The 17,612-nt window shown below is 65.8% G+C and carries 15 protein-coding genes; 3 read left to right on the top strand and 12 right to left on the bottom strand.

Features of this window, described 5'->3' with window-relative positions:
- Positions 1 to 108 precede the first annotated feature (108 nt).
- Positions 109 to 816 (bottom strand): hypothetical protein, encoded by a 708-nt coding sequence (locus tag ACQR1L_RS15345; RefSeq protein WP_434858753.1) that lies wholly within the window; start codon positions 814 to 816, stop codon positions 109 to 111.
- 219 nt (positions 817 to 1,035) lie between these two features.
- Here ACQR1L_RS15345 and ACQR1L_RS15340 point away from each other — a divergent pair, with 219 nt between their 5' ends.
- The gene (locus ACQR1L_RS15340; protein WP_434858752.1) at positions 1,036 to 1,419 is read left to right on the top strand and encodes a VOC family protein; all 384 of its coding nucleotides are present in this window, start codon (positions 1,036 to 1,038) and stop codon (positions 1,417 to 1,419) included.
- A 15-nt stretch (positions 1,420 to 1,434) separates the two neighbouring features.
- Here ACQR1L_RS15340 and ACQR1L_RS15335 read toward each other — a convergent pair whose 3' ends face one another.
- The 11 genes from ACQR1L_RS15335 to ACQR1L_RS15285 all read right to left on the bottom strand — a co-directional run bounded on the left by ACQR1L_RS15335 (position 1,435) and on the right by ACQR1L_RS15285 (position 16,497).
- Positions 1,435 to 1,896, bottom strand: coding sequence for a hypothetical protein (locus ACQR1L_RS15335; protein ID WP_434858791.1), 462 nt, complete (start codon positions 1,894 to 1,896; stop codon positions 1,435 to 1,437).
- Positions 1,897 to 2,034: 138 nt separating this feature from the next.
- Complete coding sequence (locus ACQR1L_RS15330) at positions 2,035 to 4,716, bottom strand: PAS domain-containing protein (protein ID WP_434858751.1); 2,682 nt, start codon at positions 4,714 to 4,716, stop codon at positions 2,035 to 2,037.
- A 114-nt stretch (positions 4,717 to 4,830) separates the two neighbouring features.
- Positions 4,831 to 5,634, bottom strand: a complete 804-nt coding sequence (locus tag ACQR1L_RS15325) for an NUDIX hydrolase (protein WP_434858750.1) — start codon at positions 5,632 to 5,634, stop codon at positions 4,831 to 4,833.
- Positions 5,635 to 5,636: 2 nt separating this feature from the next.
- Positions 5,637 to 6,590, bottom strand: coding sequence for a dihydrodipicolinate synthase family protein (locus ACQR1L_RS15320; protein WP_434858749.1), 954 nt, complete (start codon positions 6,588 to 6,590; stop codon positions 5,637 to 5,639).
- Positions 6,591 to 6,747: 157 nt separating this feature from the next.
- The gene (locus tag ACQR1L_RS15315) at positions 6,748 to 7,626 is read right to left on the bottom strand and encodes an SDR family oxidoreductase (protein WP_434858748.1); all 879 of its coding nucleotides are present in this window, start codon (positions 7,624 to 7,626) and stop codon (positions 6,748 to 6,750) included.
- 197 nt (positions 7,627 to 7,823) lie between these two features.
- Positions 7,824 to 8,684 carry a MaoC/PaaZ C-terminal domain-containing protein gene (locus ACQR1L_RS15310; RefSeq protein ID WP_434858747.1) on the bottom strand — a complete coding sequence of 287 codons (861 nt, stop codon included), beginning with the start codon at positions 8,682 to 8,684 and terminating at the stop codon, positions 7,824 to 7,826.
- Positions 8,685 to 8,933: 249 nt separating this feature from the next.
- Positions 8,934 to 9,323: a Zn-ribbon domain-containing OB-fold protein gene (locus ACQR1L_RS15305; RefSeq protein WP_434858746.1), complete on the bottom strand. Its 390-nt coding sequence runs from the start codon at positions 9,321 to 9,323 to the stop codon at positions 8,934 to 8,936.
- Complete coding sequence (locus ACQR1L_RS15300; RefSeq protein WP_434858745.1) at positions 9,323 to 10,471, bottom strand: thiolase domain-containing protein; 1,149 nt, start codon at positions 10,469 to 10,471, stop codon at positions 9,323 to 9,325. The genes ACQR1L_RS15305 and ACQR1L_RS15300 overlap by 1 nt, the downstream gene beginning before the upstream one ends.
- 788 nt (positions 10,472 to 11,259) lie before the next feature.
- Entirely contained in the window at positions 11,260 to 11,817 is a 558-nt protein-coding gene (locus tag ACQR1L_RS15295) for a hypothetical protein (RefSeq protein WP_434858744.1), read from the bottom strand.
- A gap of 230 nt (positions 11,818 to 12,047) precedes the next feature.
- Positions 12,048 to 15,539, bottom strand: coding sequence for an indolepyruvate ferredoxin oxidoreductase family protein (locus ACQR1L_RS15290; RefSeq protein WP_434858743.1), 3,492 nt, complete (start codon positions 15,537 to 15,539; stop codon positions 12,048 to 12,050).
- 313 nt (positions 15,540 to 15,852) lie between these two features.
- Positions 15,853 to 16,497: a trimeric intracellular cation channel family protein gene (locus ACQR1L_RS15285; protein ID WP_434858742.1), complete on the bottom strand. Its 645-nt coding sequence runs from the start codon at positions 16,495 to 16,497 to the stop codon at positions 15,853 to 15,855.
- A 156-nt stretch (positions 16,498 to 16,653) separates the two neighbouring features.
- Between ACQR1L_RS15285 and ACQR1L_RS15280 the strand changes: the two genes are divergently transcribed.
- Together ACQR1L_RS15280 and ACQR1L_RS15275 are read left to right on the top strand one after the other, a co-directional pair.
- Positions 16,654 to 17,076 carry a hypothetical protein gene (locus ACQR1L_RS15280; protein ID WP_434858741.1) on the top strand — a complete coding sequence of 141 codons (423 nt, stop codon included), beginning with the start codon at positions 16,654 to 16,656 and terminating at the stop codon, positions 17,074 to 17,076.
- 193 nt (positions 17,077 to 17,269) lie between these two features.
- A complete protein-coding gene (locus ACQR1L_RS15275) occupies positions 17,270 to 17,581 on the top strand; it encodes a hypothetical protein (protein WP_434858740.1) in 312 nt (103 codons plus the stop codon).
- The last annotated feature ends 31 nt before the right edge of the window (positions 17,582 to 17,612 follow it).

Here is a 17,612-nt window from a genome sequence, read left to right as displayed (position 1 = left end):
CCGCTCCGTCGGCACCTGCGCCGACATCCACCTAACGGAGGATCATGACAGTATGTTCCCGCGCCGAACGCTCAGGTTCAAAGGTCACGGAGAACTAGCGCGACATAATTAGATTTTCGTCGCTGCAACCAGCGCGCATTTGGCCGTACTGACATTAACGTTGACAAATCCGACAGGGACGGCGGCGAAGGTCTTGCGGCTTCTGGAGCCGACTTCGCCCGGGACCACTCGGCGGCGCTCGGTCACATGGCTGCCGTCACGGCGGCTGAAGGCGCAGTTGATCTCGACGCCCCGCACGGCGAAGCCGTTGCTGTTTCGGAGCGTGAACGTCACCAGCGCCTTCGATCCCATGCCGCCGCGCTGCCAGGACTGGGAACTGATCCGCAGGCCGGACAAAACTGCCGGGTCACCAGCAGCCGGTACCGACCGCTGCGGCGGAAGACTCGCATTGGCATTCATGAAACTGGAGGCCGGGCCGGCCACCGCACCGACGGTCGCTTGGGCGCCGTATGCCGCTGCTCCTGGCGTCACCGACACGAAGCCTCGCGACGGTTCCGTTCGATCCTCTTCTCCCGCGGATGGCTCGGCCGACGCATCAGACGTCAACGGCATCAGGCTGGCGTCGGCCTCGGCCAGTTCGCCCTCGTCGACGGACAGAACCACCCAGCCGACCATCCCGAACGTCAATGCCGCGAGCGTCGCCAATCCGAACAGCGCGGCACCGAGAGGCAGATAAGCCGATCCGCGCCGCTTCGCGGCCGGCGAAGCTGCAGGACCAAGCTTGCGCTCCTGCGAATGAAAGAGACCCGCGCTCATGTCTGCACCATCGGCTGCCCGGCCGGGCGTCTGGAGGCTTCAATCGACACGCAGAGACAAGGTGGCATGCAAAGCCGACAATAGGAGGGCAGGCCCGGATACCGCTTCATGTGCTGGACTGGCGTCCCCGACGGCGAGCCGGTAGAAGTCCGCACACTTCCGTCACATGCCCAACGCCGCTGCCGCGGCCGCGGTTCACTCACTCGAAAGACATCGACGATGCTGCAAGTCACCTGGGACCACATCCATCTGCGCAGCCCGGACCCCGAAGCGACCGCCAATTGGCTCCGCGACATCCTCGGCGGCGAGATCGCACGCAATCCCGGCCGCATCGACGTGAAGCTCGGCGGCGCGAACATCTTCATTGCCAAGGTCGAGCCCGGCGACGGCGTCAACGAGCCGCCCGTGACGCCACACCAGGGCCTCGACCATTTCGGCCTGACCGTGAAGGACATCGACGCCGCGGCCGCCGCACTCAAGGCCAAAGGCGTCGCTTTCACGACCGAGCCGACGACGATCCGCCCCGGTGTTCGCATCTGCTTCATTCGCGGGCCGCAAGGCATCTCGATCGAGCTCCTGGAGCGCGACAAGAAATACGTCTGAGCGGCCGGGTGTCCGCTATGTCATGCTGCCCGGCATGAAGCAGCGGATCGAGAGCCCCTGATAACCGCGCATCGGCCACACCATGGTGCGTCCGACGCGGTTCGGTTCGGTGATGACGGCCTCATCGGGGACATCGAGCCACTCTCCTTCGATGCGGACCCTGTAGTGGCCGCCCTTGCTCTCCCAATCGACATCGCTGACGGCGCTGCCGTCGGCATCGGAGCAGCATGGGCCCTTGCCGCTGCGCAGGCCGTCGAACCAGGCCTTCATCTCCGGCGATGAGTTCGCGTACTGGCCGCGGTCGCGCGCCTGCGCCGGCGGTGCGGCAAGCGCGATCAGCAGCGCCGCGCCGGTCATCTGGATGGGCGGCTTCCAACGGCCGGCGTGATGCCGCCTTGAAGCGCCAATGCTGGTGACGGCGCGATCAGAACGATGCGGCGCATGGCCGCGGGGCACGATCCATTTGCTCATTTCCATCTGGTCCATCTGGCTCCTGCACCACCTCAGGGTGCATCAGGACAGATGCATCGACCGGGCCAGATTTTGATTCGATCGCGGCTTCGTGAGAGTCAATCCGGAGTCTGACGTGGTCGCGCCACATCTTGGCGCGCCGCCCTACTCCGCCGCCTGCTCCAGCGGCGCTGTGCGCGGCAGAATGAGCTGAATGCGCGTCCCCGCGCCCGGCTCGGAATCGAGATCGAGCCGGCCGCCGAGCCGGTTGGTGACGATGTTGTAGACAATGTGCAGGCCGAGACCGGTGCCGCCCTGATCGCGCCGCGTCGTAAAGAACGGATCGAAGGCGCGCCGCCGCACGTCGAGCGACATGCCGCAGCCATTGTCGGAAAAGATGATCTCGACATTGTCGCGCCCGGACTCGCGGGCCTGAATCTCGATCACGCCGGGCCTGCCGTCGGGAAATGCATGCGCGACGGCATTGAGGAACAGATTGGTCAGAACCTGGCCATAAGGCCCGGGATAGCTGTTCATCACGAGACCGGGCTGGCAGTCGACATTGACCGTCAGGTTCTGTCTGCGCACGCCCGGGCGCAGACTCATCACGACCTGCTCGGTGAGATCGGCCAGATCGAAGCTGCGCTGGTCGGAGTAGTTGCGGTCCGCCGCCACCTGCTTGAACGACTGGATCAGCTCCGCCGCGCGGTTGAGATTGGCGACCAGCTGAGCCGCCGCATTGCGGCTTGTCTCGATGAACTCATTCAGGCTGGAGCGCCGGAGATCGCCGCGCGTCACCGCCTCGCTGAAGCGTTCGGTCTTGCGCTCGAGCGCGGACGCCACCGTCAGACTGATGCCGACGGGATTGTTGACCTCGTGTGCGACGCCCGCGACCATGCGTCCGAGCGCCGCGAGCTTCTCGGCCTCGATCAGCGAGGCCTGCGTTTCGCGCAGGTTGCGAAGCGCGGTCTCGGCGGCCTCCTTGGCCTTGCGCATCTCCTGTTCGCTCTTTTTGCGCTCGCCGATGTCGAGCGCCACGGTCACGATCTTGTCGACCTCACCATCGGAATCCAGCAACGGCAGCTTGTTGACCAGCCATTGCCGCATCACGTTGCAGGAATCGAGGTATTCCTCCTCATAGAAGCCAAGGCCATCCTTGGTCGCGAGCACGCGCTTGTCGTTGGAGTCGGTCTTGCTCGCGCCGTAGCGCGACATCAGCTCGCCCGTCGTGCGGCCCAGCGCATCCTCGGGCTCGACGTTGAAGATGCCGGCCATGTAACGGTTCATCAGGACATAGCGCAGCTCGCGATCCTTGACGTTGATGACCGCCGGCACGGTGTCGATGACCTGCTGCAGCAAGCGCCGTCCTTCGGCGATCGCATCTTCGGCCCGCTTCTGGTCGGTAATGTCGCGGACCACGCCCTCGTAGCGCACGACCTCGCCGTTCTCGTCGCGCACCACGGTGGCGCTGTCGGAGAGCCAGCGGATCTCGCCGTTGCGCCGGCGTACCTGGTATTCGAACTCGCGCACCATGCCGTCGCGCCGCATCAGCCGCTGGTAGCGCTCGCGCGCCAGGGGATGGACGTAGATCGTATCGGCGATGTCGTTGACGCTCTGGATCAGCTCGCCCGGCGATTCATAGCCCATGATGCGTGCGAGGGCCGGATTGGCGTTCAGCACGAGCCCACTCGGCGTCGTGACGTAGATGCCGTCGATCGAGGCCTCGAACAGTTTGCGATAGCTCTCCTCGGCCAGCCGCTGTTCGGCCAGCGCGCGAACCGCGGCCTCACGCGCGGCATCGGCGTCCTGCAGCGTCTGACGGAAAACCTCGGCCGCCCGCGCGATGTCGCCGATCTCGTTCTGAACATCGGTCTGCGGGATCGACGCCGCCTTCTCGCCGGCGGCGAGAGCCCGGATCGAGCGCGCGATCGAGGCGAGCGGCTTCACGGTCCGGCGCACCACGAACGAGGCGGCAAAGATTCCGATCAGAACTCCCGCCGTTCCGAAGATGATGCTCTGCCACTTGGTTTCCGCGAGCGTCCGGGCGAAGTCGCGCGACAGCACCTTGCCCTGGCTGTCGCTCAGGGTCCGCAACAGCTCGGTGACGCGGCCGATGAGCCGGCCCTCGATGCCCAGCACCTCCTTGTCGAGCCGTGCGATCTCGTCCTCGGTGCCGGCAATGGCGATGATCGCCTCGGCATAGCGGTCGGCAGCCGCGCGCAGCGTGCTGTCCTGGATCGGCAGCGCGCGCATGCTGCGGGCCGCCTGCTCCGCGCCGGCCGGATCGCGCGCCAGCAAGGCCGCGCCGATCTGGTTCTGAACCTGGAACAGCGCTCGCGCGGTGCTGCGCTCGGTGACACCAGCGATGGCTTCCTCGAAACCCGCGCGCGCCGCCGGAAGCCCCGTCAGCAATTCTGCGCGCTGCGCGATCAGGGCGCTGATGCGGTCGATGCCCTCGCGGTAATTGGCGAGCCGCTGGGCGACGCCGTCGATGGTCGCCTGCTGCTCCGGCGCCAGTTGCAGGCGGGTCTTCTTCAGGAGCGCGCTGAGCTCGGTCGCAGCCTCCATGACGCGGTCCGAGCGCGAGCCGGGATCGGTGACGAAATCACGCGCCGCGAGCCGCAGCTCGTTCATGCGCTGGTCGATCTCCTCGGCGAGATCGCCAACACCCTGCAGGCGCTGCAGCTCGGCAAAGGTGGAGTCGATGTGCCGGATGGCGATGACGCTCGCCATGCTGGTGGCGGTGATGACGGCCAGCAGCAGCAAAAAGCTGCCAAAGATCATCCGTCCGATCGTGAGGGATCGGAGTCGGTCGCAAGCCAGGCCGAAATCAGCGCGTTTACTCATGGGATCCGATGGGTCGGAACCGCACTATACACCAGCCGTCAAACGGCTGCGTGAACAAATAAGGAACAATGGCTTTCGGCGCATCCCCGAAGGCAGGAAAAATACCGTGTGCGGTTAACCGGCCGCACCGAACTCGAACACCTCCCCGTCATAACCGGCCTCGCGCGGGATGCGCAGCTGGCGGCCACCGTCGGCCGTCTTGGTCATGACCGGCATCACGGTCACGATCGCCATATCCCGCGCCGTCGCCAGCGCGTCGGCAACGGTGGCCTGCTTGCCCAGCCGGATCAGGTTGCGCGTGGTGGGGAACGGCAGCTTGAAGCGGCCGTCGTCGCCGCCGGCCAGCGCCTCGCGCGGCGACAGCCAGATGGAATCGGTCGACTCCCGCCCGTCATGGGCGCCGAGCTGTGCCGGCGGCGCGGCCGCCAGGAAGAACCAGGTGTCGAACCGCTTGGGCATGCCCTCAGGCGTGATCCAGTGCGCGTAGGGCACGAGGGCATCGAGCGCCAGCACCAGGCCATGGGCCTCGATGACGTCGCGGAAGCTGATCTTGCTCTCGCACAAAGCGAGACGATGCTCGGCCTCGATGGCCCGGGCGGCGTCCGCTTCGATCAGCGCCTGCGCGCCTTTGCGGCGCGCCAGCAGGATGCCGCTCTCCTCGAAGGTCTCGCGGACGCCGGCGATGCGGAAGCCGAGCGCCTCTGCATCGAGACCGTGATCGCCGGCATAGAGCTCGGGGTTGCCGGCGATCTCGCGATCGCCCTTGTCGACGCTGCCGCCTGGAAACACCAGGGCGCCCGAGTTGAACTCGATCTGATGGTGACGCACCATCATGAAGAGTTCGATCTCCCGAGCCGCTGCGCTGTCGCGCAGCAGCAGCACGGTCGAGGCGGGACGAACGGCGGCAGCGTCAGCCATGGTTACTCCGCGGCAGTGGCTCGGGGTTGCAAATTGGCACGGGCGTCATAGCGAGCGACGCGCGACAGCAGATAGTCGACCTCGGCCTTGGCCGCGGCGCTGATGCCGGACGCCGGCTTGCGCTGCGCGCTCGAGGCGATGGCGCCGCGCTTCTGCAGCACGTATTTGCGCACGGCGAGGCCCGCGCCGGGCTGCTGCTCGTAGCGCACCAGCGGCAGATGCGCGTCGAACAGGTCATGCGCGGCGTCGCGCTTGCCGGCCTGCGACAGCTTGACGACGTCGACCAGCATCTCCGGGAAGGCGTAGCCGGTCATGGCGCCGTCGGCGCCGCGCTCCATCTCGAAGTCGAGGAACAGACCGCCATTGCCGCACAGGATGGACAACGGCTTCAGCGAGCCGTCCTTCTGGAACGCACGGAGTGCAGAGATCTTCTCCAGACCCGGCCAGTCCTCGTGCTTGAGCATCACGCAGGACGGGCTGTCCATCACGATCTTGCGGATGACGGAGGGCGTGAACTGGACCTGCTGCGTCAGCGGATAGTCCTGCAGCACCCAGGGAATGTCCTCGCCGATCGCGTCCTGCGCCTGCTTGAAATAGTTGGTGATCTGGTCGTCGGTGCGCAGGCTCGGCGGCGGCGCGATCATGACGCCGGCTGCGCCCGCATCCATCGTGGCGCGGGCCAGCGCGCGCATCGTGGCGAAGCCCGGCGACGACACGCCGACGATGATCTGCATGGTCTTCGCGCGCTTGACGAAGCGGATCGCCACCTCGGCGGACTCGGTCGCGTCGAGCTTCGGCGCCTCGCCCATGATGCCGAGCACGGTGATGCCGTCGCAGCCCGCCTCGGCATAGAAATCGACCAGGCGATCGATCGAGGCCTCGTCGATGCGGCCGTCATCGTGGAACGGCGTCGGCGCGATCGCGAAGGTGCCTTTGGCGGCGGCGGTGAGCTTCATCGTCTGGTCTCCAATCTCTCTGGCGTCGTTCCGCAAGGCGCTGCCCGGCGCAGGGCGCGGAGTCGATCTGGCCGATCATCGTTCTGGATTCCGGAACCTCACTTTCGCCTCGCTCTGCAGAGCTTCGGCGGGCCCCCGGAACGGGGCCAGACATACATCAAAACCGCCGCGCGGACTTTCGAATCTCGTCCTCCGAAAAGAATATCTCCCCTGCATGATCCGCGATGTCCTCGGCCTTCCAGGCCGAGGATGGCGGTTTCCAGCCGTCCATTTCCATCATGCGCAACTCGCGCACGCCGCGCGGACCGGAGACGCCGAGGACCTTCCCCGTCTGATCGCCCGAGAGGGAGCTGACCATGTAGAGCACGGCTGGCGCGATGCCTTCGGGCGTCAGCGCCGCGCCGGGGTTCTCCTTGTAGCGCGGCAGGTCGGCGGTCATGCGGGTCAGCGCGCCGGGCGCGAGCGTCCAGACCCGGATGTTGTACTTGCGGCCCTCGATCGCCAGCACGTTGGACAGGCCCCAGATACCACCCTTGGCGGCGCCGTAGTTGGACTGGCCGAAATTGCCGATCAGGCCCGAGGTCGACGAGGTGTTGACGATGACGCCGCCGCCATTGTCGCGCATCCAGCGGAACACCGGCAGGGTACAGCAGAACGTGCCCTTGAGGTGGACCTGGATCACCTTGTCCCAGTCGGCCTCGCTCGACTTGGCAAAGGTCTGGTCGCGCAGGATGCCGGCATTGTTGACCAGGATGTCGGCGCGGCCGAAATGGCGGATGGCGTCCTCGAACACCGACTGGCCGCCGGCCATGGTCGAGATGTCGGCGCCGTTCGCAACCGCGCGGCCCCCCTCGGCCTTGATGGCGGCGACCACCTGCTCGGCCATCGACAGGTCCGAGCCGGAGCCGTCGCGCGGGCCGCCGAGATCGTTGACCACCACCGCCGCGCCCTCGCGCGCGAACAGTTTTGCGTAGGCCTCACCGAGCCCGCCACCTGCGCCGGTGATCAGCGCCACCTTGCCGTCGAGCAGTCCCATGGGTGTCCTCCTACGCTTTACGGTTGCAGCTCCGCGCCGCTTGTTCACCTCTCCCCGCGTGCGGGGAGAGGTCGGATTGCATCGAAGATGCAATCCGGGTGAGGGGGACTCTCCGCGAGTCCGGTGGGCGTGGCCGCCCCTCACCCCACCCTCTCCCCGTGAAGAACGGGGAGAGGGAGACCACGGTCCGTGCCTTCCTAACTCAGCACCGTCTTGCCGTTCTTGATGACGGTGACGTTGCGGTCCTTCACCCGCGCTTCGAAGGAGATCACGTTGCCGTCCTTCCACAGATCGACCGTGACCGTCTCGCCCGGAAACACCGGCGAGGAGAACCGTGCCGCGTGCTGTTTGAACGCCGAGGCATCGTAGTCCGCATAGGTCTGCAGCACCGCGCGGCAGGTCAGGCCGTAGGTGCACATGCCGTGCAAGATCGGGCGCGGGAAGCCGGCGCGGCGGGCGAATTCGGGATCGGAGTGCAGCGGGTTGCGATCGCCGCACAGACGGTAGATCAGCGCCTGATCGGGACGCGTCGAAATGTCGACGCTGCGGTCCGGCGCACGTGACGGCACCGGATGTGGATCGGGGATGCCACTGGCCGGACCGCCGAAGCCGCCATCGCCGCGGGCGAAGCGCGAAGCGACGAGGGTTGCCAGCGGCGCGCCGCTCTCATCGCGCAGGATGGTCTGATGGCGGATCACGGCGCCCTTGTCCTTGCCCTTGTCGGACACGGCGAGGACGGAGGAGTCCGCGGTGATCTTCGCAGCGATCGCCAGCGGCTTGTGGAAGGTGATGTCGCGCTCGCCATCGACCACCAGCACGCGGTTGAGCTTCATGTCGCCGGGGCCCGCGCCCCATGCGGCGACCGACGCAAAGGTCGGCACCACCTTCAGCGGCCGCGGCTCGGCCGTGGCCTCGTTGACGAAGGCGAGTTCGCGCTCATCCATCGGATCGGCGCCCATGCCGATGCCATAGGCGTACAGCATGACGTCGCGATCGGTGTAGGCATAGGGCTGCCCGATCGCCTTCATCGCCATCAGCTCATCGTAGTTGATCGGCATGTCGCCTCCCTGAATTTCTTCATCGTAGGGTGGGCAAAGCGCAGCGTGCCCGCCACCTTTCTTGCAACGATCACGGTGGGCACGGCGCTCCGCGCCTTTGCCCACCCTCCACACTTGTTATGGGGTGCAAAGCTCGCCCTCCATCGTCATTGCGAGCGAAGCGAAGCAATCCAGGGCCGCGCAAGACGCCCTGGATTGCTTCGTCGCTTCGCTCCTCGCAATGACGCGTGGACGCATCTGTGCCCTCACCTAAACCGGCGTGAAGAACGGCAGCGGTGCGCCATCCGTCGGCTTGAACACCACCTTCACCTTCTGGCCGATCTTCAAGCTATCGAAATCGCAGTCCACGAAATTGGTCTGCAACGACGGCCCCTCTTTCAGAGTGACATAGCCAATCGCATACGGGCCCGTCGGCGACTTCCGCATGATCGAGAACGTGTAGATCTCGCCCTCGCCCGCGCTCTGCTCCCACACCGTCTGATCCGAGAAGCAGAACGGACAGATCGAGCGCGGGAAGTAGTGCGCCTCGCCGCAGGCGGTGCAGCGCTTGATCAGGAACTTGCCCTCGGCGGCCGCGTCCCAGAACGCCTTGGTCTCCGGGTTGGTGACGGGGGCCGGCAGTTTCTTGGCTTCAGACATCAGACGCGCTCCAGAATGCAGGTCGAGGCGGCGTGGCGCACGCCGAGGAGTCCACCGGTGCCGTGAGCGATGGCGAGATCGCAGTTCGGCACCTGCACCTTGGGATGGGCCTCGCCGCGCAACTGGCGCACGGCCTCGATCACCTTGGTCATGCCGCCGCGGTTGACGGGATGGTTGCTGCACAGGCCGCCACCGTCGGTGTTGAACGGCAGCTTGCCGACGCCGGAGATGAGATTGCCGTCGGCGACGAACTTGCCGCCCTCGCCCTTCTTGCAGAAGCCGAGGTCCTCGAGCTGCATCAGCACGGTGATGGTGAAGCTGTCATAGATCGAGGCGTACTTGATGTCTTTCGGCGTGATACCCGCCTCCTCGAACGCGCGCGGCCCTGACCAGACGCCGGCGGAGTAAGTGAGGTCGAGATCCTTGCCGCCGCGCGGCCCCTTCATCGCCTCGCCGTGGCCGATCAAACGCACCAGCGGCTTCTTCAAGCTCTTGGCGATCTCGGGCGTTGTCACGATCAGCGCGCCGCCGCCGTCGGTGACGACGCAGCAGTCCATGCGGTGCAGCGGATCGGAGATCATCGGCGAGTTGATAACGTCCTCGACCGTCACGACCTCCTTCAGCATCGCATGCGGATTGTACTGCGCGTGATGCGAGGCCGCGACCTTGATCCAGGCGAGCTGCTCGGAGGTGGTGCCGTAGTCGTGCATGTGGCGCATGGCGCACATGCCATAGGCGTTGTGCGTGGTCGCGCCATAGGCCATCTCGAAATCGGCTTCCGCGCCGGCGGCGCGCGGCGGCATCGGGCCGGTGCGCGGCTTGCCGGCGAGCGTGATCAGCGCGATCGAGCACTTGCCGGCGGCGATCGCCTCGGCGGCGTGGCCGACATGGATCAGATAGGAGCAGCCGCCGGTCTCGGTGGAATCGATGTGCCGCACCTTGAGCCCGAGATAATCGACCATCGGCCAGGCGCCGCCCGGCGCATCGCCCGCGCAGAAATAGCCGTCCACGTCCCTGGCGCTGAGCCCGGCATCCTCCAGCGCACCCTTGGCGACCTCGGCATGCAGCTGCGCGGTCGATTTGTCCGGTGCGTGCCGGGTCGGATGCTCGTAGATCCCGGCAATGTAGGCCTTGCCCTTGATGGTCAATTCCGTCTCCGCTTGTCGTCGTTTCCTGCCCGATGGTTGGAGATTTTCTGGACCGTTGCAGGAGGCTTGGCAAGCGTCTTGGCGAGCGCAGAAAATATTCCGCCGGGTGGAGATGGAGCGCGATCGCGCCTCCGACTCCGCCGTCGTCCCGGGCTTGACCCGGGACCCATAACCACAGACGGGTGTGAGAGTGCACACTGGTTGACCATCAAGTCTAATAATATCCGCCGGTGGGTATTGGTCCCGGGTCAAGCCCGGGACGACACCGATGGGTGTAGCGCGAGCGAGCCGATATCGAACTACACGAGAGCGCGTTCCCGCGACATCTCTGCCCGAGTCATGCTGATCTCTTTCACCCTCATCAATTCGGAGGGCGCAGGGAAGGCCAGGCGTCGACTGACGCCTGCGGCCCGCCTGCGAGAAAAAATGCAGGCGGCAGGTACCACAGGTGCAGCCGAGAAACGCCCGGCCTTCCCTGCGCGATGGTCTTCACGCTTATACGCAGTCTGCCTGGTGCGCCGGGCTTGTTGGCCACCATTGCCCGCGCGGCGCGCGAGCGCCGTCACGAACGTGACACCAGCATCGGGGTGCCAGCACGCTGCGACTTCACGTCCGCGCAAAACCGTTCGTCCGCGTAGCAAGCTACGCTGCGGCTTCCTCGCGGCCATCGCTCCCCGCCTCGCGTGTCGTGACGATCGCGCGCAACGCCCCTCCGAAGTGAGACGGGATAGCGACAATAGAGCATGATTTCTGGTTTTCGTAAAGCAAAATCTGCACGACGGGCATGGTCAAATGCAATTCTCGTTGAGCAGAACCTCAGGCTTGAGCCCAACGCTGAAGGAAAGGACTTTGCCATCCTGCGTCTCGAAGACGATGGCGCGCTTGCCATCGCTTCCCTCTGCGATCATCCAATAATGCGGCGGGGGCTCCGGCTCGGTGACTCCGTGGCGGGCGCGGTCGCGTGCGAATTCCTCGGCCTGCTCCGGACTGATGCCCCGGAAGTCGGGCGACAGCTCCTTCTTGACTTGCGGATATCCGCGGCGAACGTCCGCCTCCGTCGCGCCCACCCCAATCCCGTTCGCATCGACGACGGCCGGATCCGGCTTCGCATAGTCGCGGAGAAACACGGTCACGACGACGATCCGTCCATTGACGATGACGTAGGACAGCGCTTTGTCTTTCCCGTCCCTACGACCGGTGACGTAGCAATCCCTCGCGAATGGCGGCAAGACCGGCCCCAGCTTTGCCTTCAGCGCGCGCTCGGCCTGTGCGACGGTCATGCCAAGCCGGACCGGGCCAACGCCCTGCATCGAGAACTCATGGGCGCTCGCGGACAGCGACGCCATGAACATCATCACAGCCAAACATCCCATGCGCCGCATCATTGATCCTCGCCCGCTACGAGCCTGAAGCGTCGAATATCACAGAGACACGAGGATGTCGTAGGGGGGGCAAAGGCGCGACGCGGAGCGGCGCGACGTGCCCGCCATCGAGCAATGAACACGCCGCCAGACGGTGGGCACGCGCCGCCGGTGGCGGCGCTTTGCCCACTCTACGACACCTCGCGTGTGGCGCCCTACTCGGCCGCCATCTGGCGCGGCGCGGGCGGCGGGTTGGCGAGGTCGGCGGCCAATTGTGCGTAGCGCACCTTGGCATCCTGCACGGCCTTCTCCTTGACCGGGCCGTAGCCACGGATCTTGTCGGGCAGCGACAGGAATTCGGCGGCGATCTCGGCATTGGCCGGCGACAGCAGGCTCAGCACCGTGGCGACGTCCTTCTCGTAGCCGGCGATCAGGTCGCGCTCCATCTTGCGCTCGGCCGAGTAGCCGAAGATGTCGAGCGGCGTGCCGCGCAGGCCCTTCAGCTTCGCCAGCAGACGGAAGGTCTTCATCATACTCGGGCCATAGCTCTTCTTCTTCGGGCGGCCCTGCGGGTCGAGACCTGAGTTGAAGATCGGCGGCGCCAGGTTGAAGGAGACCTTGTAGTCGCCCTCGAAGGCGTCGTGGAGCTGCTTCTCGAAGGTGCCGTCCGAGAACAGCCGCGCGACCTCGTACTCGTCCTTGTAGGCCAGCAGTTTGGCGTAATTGATCGCGACCGCGCGCGGCAGCGCCTCGCCATAGCCGCCCTTCTCAGCGGCCTCGCGGACCTGGTCGACCAGCTTGCGGTAGCGCTTGGCCAGCCGTGCGTTCTGATACGCGGTGAGATGCGCCGTGCGGTGGGCGATGATCTCGTCCAAGGTCATCGCATCGAGCGATTTCGGCGGCACCGTCTCGTCCTGGCCGGTCATCATGCCGGCGACACGCTCGGGATTGACGACGATGAGACGGCCGAGCCGGAACGCCTCGGTGTTCATCTTGACGGCGACGCCGTTGATCGCGATCGCCTTTTCGATGGCCTCCGCCGACAGCGGCAGAAGGCCCTTCTGATAGGCATAGCCCATCATCATCATGTTGGTGGCGATGGAGTCGCCGAGCAGCGCCTCGGCCGGCTTGGTGAAGTCGAAGAAGGTCGCGTCCTTGCGCAGCGCGGTCTCCAGCAGGCTCGTCACCTTGCGGTTCTGGAAATTGAAATCGCGGTTGAGCACGAAGTCGGCGGTCGGGATCAGGTGGCTGTTGATCACGCCATGGGTGCGCTCGCTGTCGCACAAGGTGATCGTCTCCTTGGCGCCCGCCACCACCTCGTCGGCGGCGATGACGAGATCGGCGGTGCCGGTGACGATGCGTGAGCAGGTCACATCCGCGGTGTTCTGCGACAGCCGGACATGGCTGAGCACCGCGCCGCCCTTCTGCGCGAGACCGGACATGTCGAGGATCATCGAGGCCTTGCCCTCGATATGCGCGGCCATGCCGAGCAGCGCGCCGATGGTCAGCACGCCGGTGCCGCCGACGCCGCCGACGGCGACATTGTAGGGCCGGTCGAGCGACGGCTTGGTCAAGGGCTCCGGCATCTCGCCGATGTCGCCGAGCTCGGCCGGTGCGCGCGAGCGCGGCTTGCCGCCGTCGATGGTGACGAAGGACGGGCAGAAGCCCTTCACGCAGGAATAGTCCTTGTTGCACGAGGACTGGTTGATGACACGCTTGCGGCCGAGCTCGGTCTCCAAAGGCTCGACGGAGATGCAGTTCGATTGCACCGAGCAGTCGCCGCAGCCCTCGCAGACGGCCGGGTTGATGAAGACGCGGCGCTGCGGGTCCTCCATCGTGCCGCGCTTGCGGCGGCGGCGCTTCTCGGCGGCGCAGGTCTGCACGAACACGATGGCCGAGGCGCCCTTGGTCTGGCGCAAGGTCTTCATGACGTTCTCGAGCTCGTCGCGATGCGCCAGCTTGACGCCCGGCGCGATGCTGTCGGCCGGATAAGCGTCGGGATTTTCCGAGACCAGATAGATCTCGCGGATGCCCTCGGCATGGAGCTGGAAGGTGATCTGCTGCGGCGACAGATCGCCGTCATGGCGCTGGCCGCCGGTCATCGCGACGGCGTCGTTGTAGAGGATCTTGTAGGTGATGTTGGCCTTGGAGGCGACCGCCTGGCGGATCGCGAGGCTGCCGGAGTGGAAATAGGTGCCGTCACCGAGATTGGCGAAGATGTGCTCCTCGCCCGTGAACGGCGCGATGCCGACCCACGGCACGCCCTCGCCGCCCATATGCGTGAACGTCTCGGTGTTGCGGTTCATCCACAGCGACATGAAGTGGCAGCCGATGCCGGCCAGCGCGCGGCTGCCCTCGGGCACCTTGGTCGAAGTGTTGTGCGGACAGCCCGAGCAGAAATACGGCGTGCGCGCCACCGGCGAGACCAGCTGCATCTGCGAGGCGTCGCGGCCGTTGAACCAGTCGGCCTTGGCGCGCAGCATCGCCTTGATCTCGGGATTGAGGTCGAGGCGAAGCAGCCGCTCGGTCAGCGAGGTCGCGAGCGAGGCGACCGAGAGCTCGGTCGCGAACGGCAGGAAGCGCTTGTCGTGGTCGTCCATCTTGCCGACGATGCGCGGGCGGACGTCGTCGCGCCAGTTGAACAGCTCCTGCTTGACCTGGTTCTCGACGATCTCGCGGCGCTCTTCGATGATGAAGATCTCCTCGAGACCAACCGCGAATTGCCGCACGCCTTCCGGCTCCAGCGGCCAGGGCATGCCAATCTTGTAGAGGCGCAAGCCGATCTTGGCGGCGACCTCCTCGGTGATCCCGAGTTCGCGCAGCGCCTGGCGGATGTCCTCGTAGCTCTTGCCCGACGCCATGATGCCGTAGCGGGCGTTCGGGGAATCCATCGTGATGCGGTTGACCTTGTTGGCGCGGGCAAAGGCGATCGCGGCAAAGCCCTTGTAGTCCTGCAGCCGGCGGTCCTGCTCGAAGCGGTCGTCGGGCCAGCGCAGATTGAGGCCGCCCGGCGGCAGCTCGAAATCCGTGGGGATGACGAACGGCGTCATCTCGTCGTTGAGATTGATCTCGGCGGTGGTCTCGACTGTTTCCGTGATGACCTTCATGCCGACCCAGCAGCCGGAATAGCGCGACATCGCAATGCCGAGCAGGCCCATCTCGATCATCTCGTGGATCGAGGACGGATAGAGATACGGCATCAGCGCCGACATGAAGGCGTGGTCGGACTGATGCGGCACGGTGGAGGATTTGGCGCCATGGTCGTCGCCGGCGAGGCACAGCACGCCGCCGTTCTTGGCCGAGCCCGCGGCATTGCCGTGGCGGAACACGTCTCCGCAGCGGTCGACGCCGGGGCCCTTGCCGTACCAGATGCCGACGACGCCGTCATACTTGCCGCCGGGCGACAGATGCAGCTGCTGCGAGCCCCACACGGCTGTCGCCGCGAGGTCCTCGTTCACGCCGGGCTGGAACTTGATGTTGTACTGCTCGAGATGTTTGCGGGCGGAGAACAGCTGCTGATCGTAGCCGCCGAGCGGCGAGCCGCGATAGCCGGAGATGAAGCCTGCGGTGTTGAGGCCGGCGGCGCGGTCGCGCCGGATCTGGGCCATCGGCAGCCGCACCAGCGCCTGGATGCCGGTCAGGAAGATGTGGCCGGAGCTTGCGGTGTATTTCTGGTCGAGATTGATCTCGCTCTCGTTGATGCCCATTCCGCCCTCTTGCCGTGCTTTATCGGGGTGCGCGCCGAGCCGCTGTCCGGCGGAAGCGCGCGATCTGCCAATGATTTAAGTCTGCTTTTCAAGAATGCGCATCACAAATCTCGCGGATGCAGGGCAGCCACTCGAAATCGCAATTTCATGGCAGCCGACGGCGTCGGTCTTTGCGGTTTGTGTCGAAAACCGCCGCTCGCGCGAAATGGGATGATGTCCGCCATGGCTTCTCGCCGGCAAGCGGACAGTTACCGAATCGTTGCCGCCGGCGCTGACCCCGCAAGCTGGCTCATTGTGCATCGCGAAAGATGCGTCAGCTCCGGCCCTCCCCCGTGAACACGAACTGCGGCATGTTCCATTTGTAGCGGATCGCCAATAGCCGGAACGACAGGCCGAAGGCGAAAGTCAGCGCGGTCAGGATGCCGCTGCCGAGACCGAACAACAGGCCCGTCGCATAGATCAGCCCGGTGAGCAGCGACACGCTGGCATAGAGCTCGGCACGGAACAGCAGCGGCACGTCGTTGCACAGGATGTCACGCAGCACGCCGCCGGCACAGCCAGTGATCATGCCGGCGACGATGACGATGCCGAACGGCACGTTCATCTGCCAGGCGATGGTGCAGCCCGACATCGTGAACACGACGAGCCCGATGGCATCGAGCACGAGGAAGGCCATGGTCAGCCGGTGCACGACGCGCGCCATCGCGATGGTCACGAACGGCGCCAGCAAGGTCAGCAGCAGCAGCGAGGGCTGCGCGACCCAGGCCAGCGGATAATGCCCGAGCAGCACATCGCGCAGGGTCCCGCCGCCGAGCGCCGTGATGGCGCCGAGCAGGCAGACGCCCATCCAGTCCATGCTGCGACGGCCGGCCGCAAGCGCCGCCGTCATCGCCTGCGCCGCGAGCGCGATCCACGACAACAGATGCAACACGCTATCGGCGGGCGGCAGGTTCCACATCGGGAGCTCCAGGGCAAATCAGTCAATCAGAATCGCTCACGCTGACGCGGAACCTTAGCGCGTCGATGCGCGGCGCAACGCGCGAATTCGCAGGGTTTCGCGGAACAGAGCCGGGGCTGCCCTGGTTGTCGGGGGACAATTGCAAGGAGGACCTCCATGGCCAACGAACGACTTCCGAACGAACGTTACCCCGACGGCATGAACCGCCCAGACATGAGCACGCGGCCCGGCGTGACCGGTGCTGACATGACCGGCGCCGGCATGAGCGGCACTGAGTACGAGCGCGCCGCGCGGCTGGACAGCCAACTGCAGCCCGATCCCGAACTCACCGAAGGGCGGGCGTCGACGGGCCGCATGGCGGCCTATGCTCTGGGCATCGCGATCCTGCTCGGCGCCGTGTTCTATGGATTGAACAGCGCCTCGATGCGGACCGACCAGGCGAGCACGACCCCTGCCTCGCAGTCGGCGTCGACCAGCAAGGGCAGCACCAACACCTCGCCCGGCGTGACCACCGGTGCCGCGGGTGACCGGACCACGCCGGCAGCGCCGCCGGCTGGCCAGACCAACAACGCCAAATAAGACCAACAACCAATCTCGCGGATGGCTCAGCGCCATCAGCAACTCCGCGGCGGGTGAGCGATCATCCGCCGCCTTTTTGTTTGTTGCACACGACGTGTTTGTTGCACGCGAAGGAGGCCGCGCTGGAACGATTGCCGCGCTTCGCGATTGAACGTGCGGCACTTTGACACAACACTCCTGGAGGAGACGAACAATGAAAGCTTTGGCTCTCGCGGCTGCGGCCGGCACGCTCATGATGACGGCTGCTTCGGCTGCGCCACTCTCGCCGCAGGTTTCGGTGACCCCGCAGCGCGACGTCCAGACGGTCCGCATGGTTTGCAACGAGGACGGCCGCTGCTGGCGGGAGCACCGCGAGCGTCGTGTCATCATCGAGGACCGCGACCGCGGCTCCTACGCCTATGCGCCGCGGGAGCGCTACATCGAACGCCATCGCTATGAGGACCGCGGCGGCATCGGGATCCGTGCGCCCGGCGTGAGCGTCGGCATTGGTGTAGACCGCGACTAGGCGCAGCGCGTTTTGATCGTCAAAAGAAGCC

Source organism: Bradyrhizobium sp. HKCCYLR20261, from assembly GCF_051168435.1.
Taxonomy (GTDB): domain Bacteria; phylum Pseudomonadota; class Alphaproteobacteria; order Rhizobiales; family Xanthobacteraceae; genus Bradyrhizobium.
This window is presented reverse-complemented; position numbering and strand designations above follow the sequence as displayed.

Bases quoted from the DNA above. Each gene is read 5' to 3' on its own strand.
- ACQR1L_RS15290 (WP_434858743.1), bottom strand. From the start codon at position 15,539: ATGGGCATCAACGAGAGCGAGATCAATCTCGACCAGAAATACACCGCA.
- ACQR1L_RS15310 (WP_434858747.1), bottom strand. From the start codon at position 8,684: ATGCCGATCAACTACGATGAGCTGATGGCGATGAAGGCGATCGGGCAG.
- ACQR1L_RS15305 (WP_434858746.1), bottom strand. From the start codon at position 9,323: ATGTCTGAAGCCAAGAAACTGCCGGCCCCCGTCACCAACCCGGAGACC.
- ACQR1L_RS15325 (WP_434858750.1), bottom strand. From the start codon at position 5,634: ATGGCTGACGCTGCCGCCGTTCGTCCCGCCTCGACCGTGCTGCTGCTG.
- ACQR1L_RS15335 (WP_434858791.1), bottom strand. From the start codon at position 1,896: ATGGAAATGAGCAAATGGATCGTGCCCCGCGGCCATGCGCCGCATCGT.
- ACQR1L_RS15315 (WP_434858748.1), bottom strand. From the start codon at position 7,626: ATGGGACTGCTCGACGGCAAGGTGGCGCTGATCACCGGCGCAGGTGGC.
- ACQR1L_RS15280 (WP_434858741.1), top strand. From the start codon at position 16,654: ATGGCCAACGAACGACTTCCGAACGAACGTTACCCCGACGGCATGAAC.
- ACQR1L_RS15330 (WP_434858751.1), bottom strand. From the start codon at position 4,716: ATGAGTAAACGCGCTGATTTCGGCCTGGCTTGCGACCGACTCCGATCC.
- ACQR1L_RS15345 (WP_434858753.1), bottom strand. From the start codon at position 816: ATGAGCGCGGGTCTCTTTCATTCGCAGGAGCGCAAGCTTGGTCCTGCA.
- ACQR1L_RS15320 (WP_434858749.1), bottom strand. From the start codon at position 6,590: ATGAAGCTCACCGCCGCCGCCAAAGGCACCTTCGCGATCGCGCCGACG.
- ACQR1L_RS15275 (WP_434858740.1), top strand. From the start codon at position 17,270: ATGAAAGCTTTGGCTCTCGCGGCTGCGGCCGGCACGCTCATGATGACG.
- ACQR1L_RS15295 (WP_434858744.1), bottom strand. From the start codon at position 11,817: ATGGCGTCGCTGTCCGCGAGCGCCCATGAGTTCTCGATGCAGGGCGTT.
- ACQR1L_RS15285 (WP_434858742.1), bottom strand. From the start codon at position 16,497: ATGTGGAACCTGCCGCCCGCCGATAGCGTGTTGCATCTGTTGTCGTGG.
- ACQR1L_RS15340 (WP_434858752.1), top strand. From the start codon at position 1,036: ATGCTGCAAGTCACCTGGGACCACATCCATCTGCGCAGCCCGGACCCC.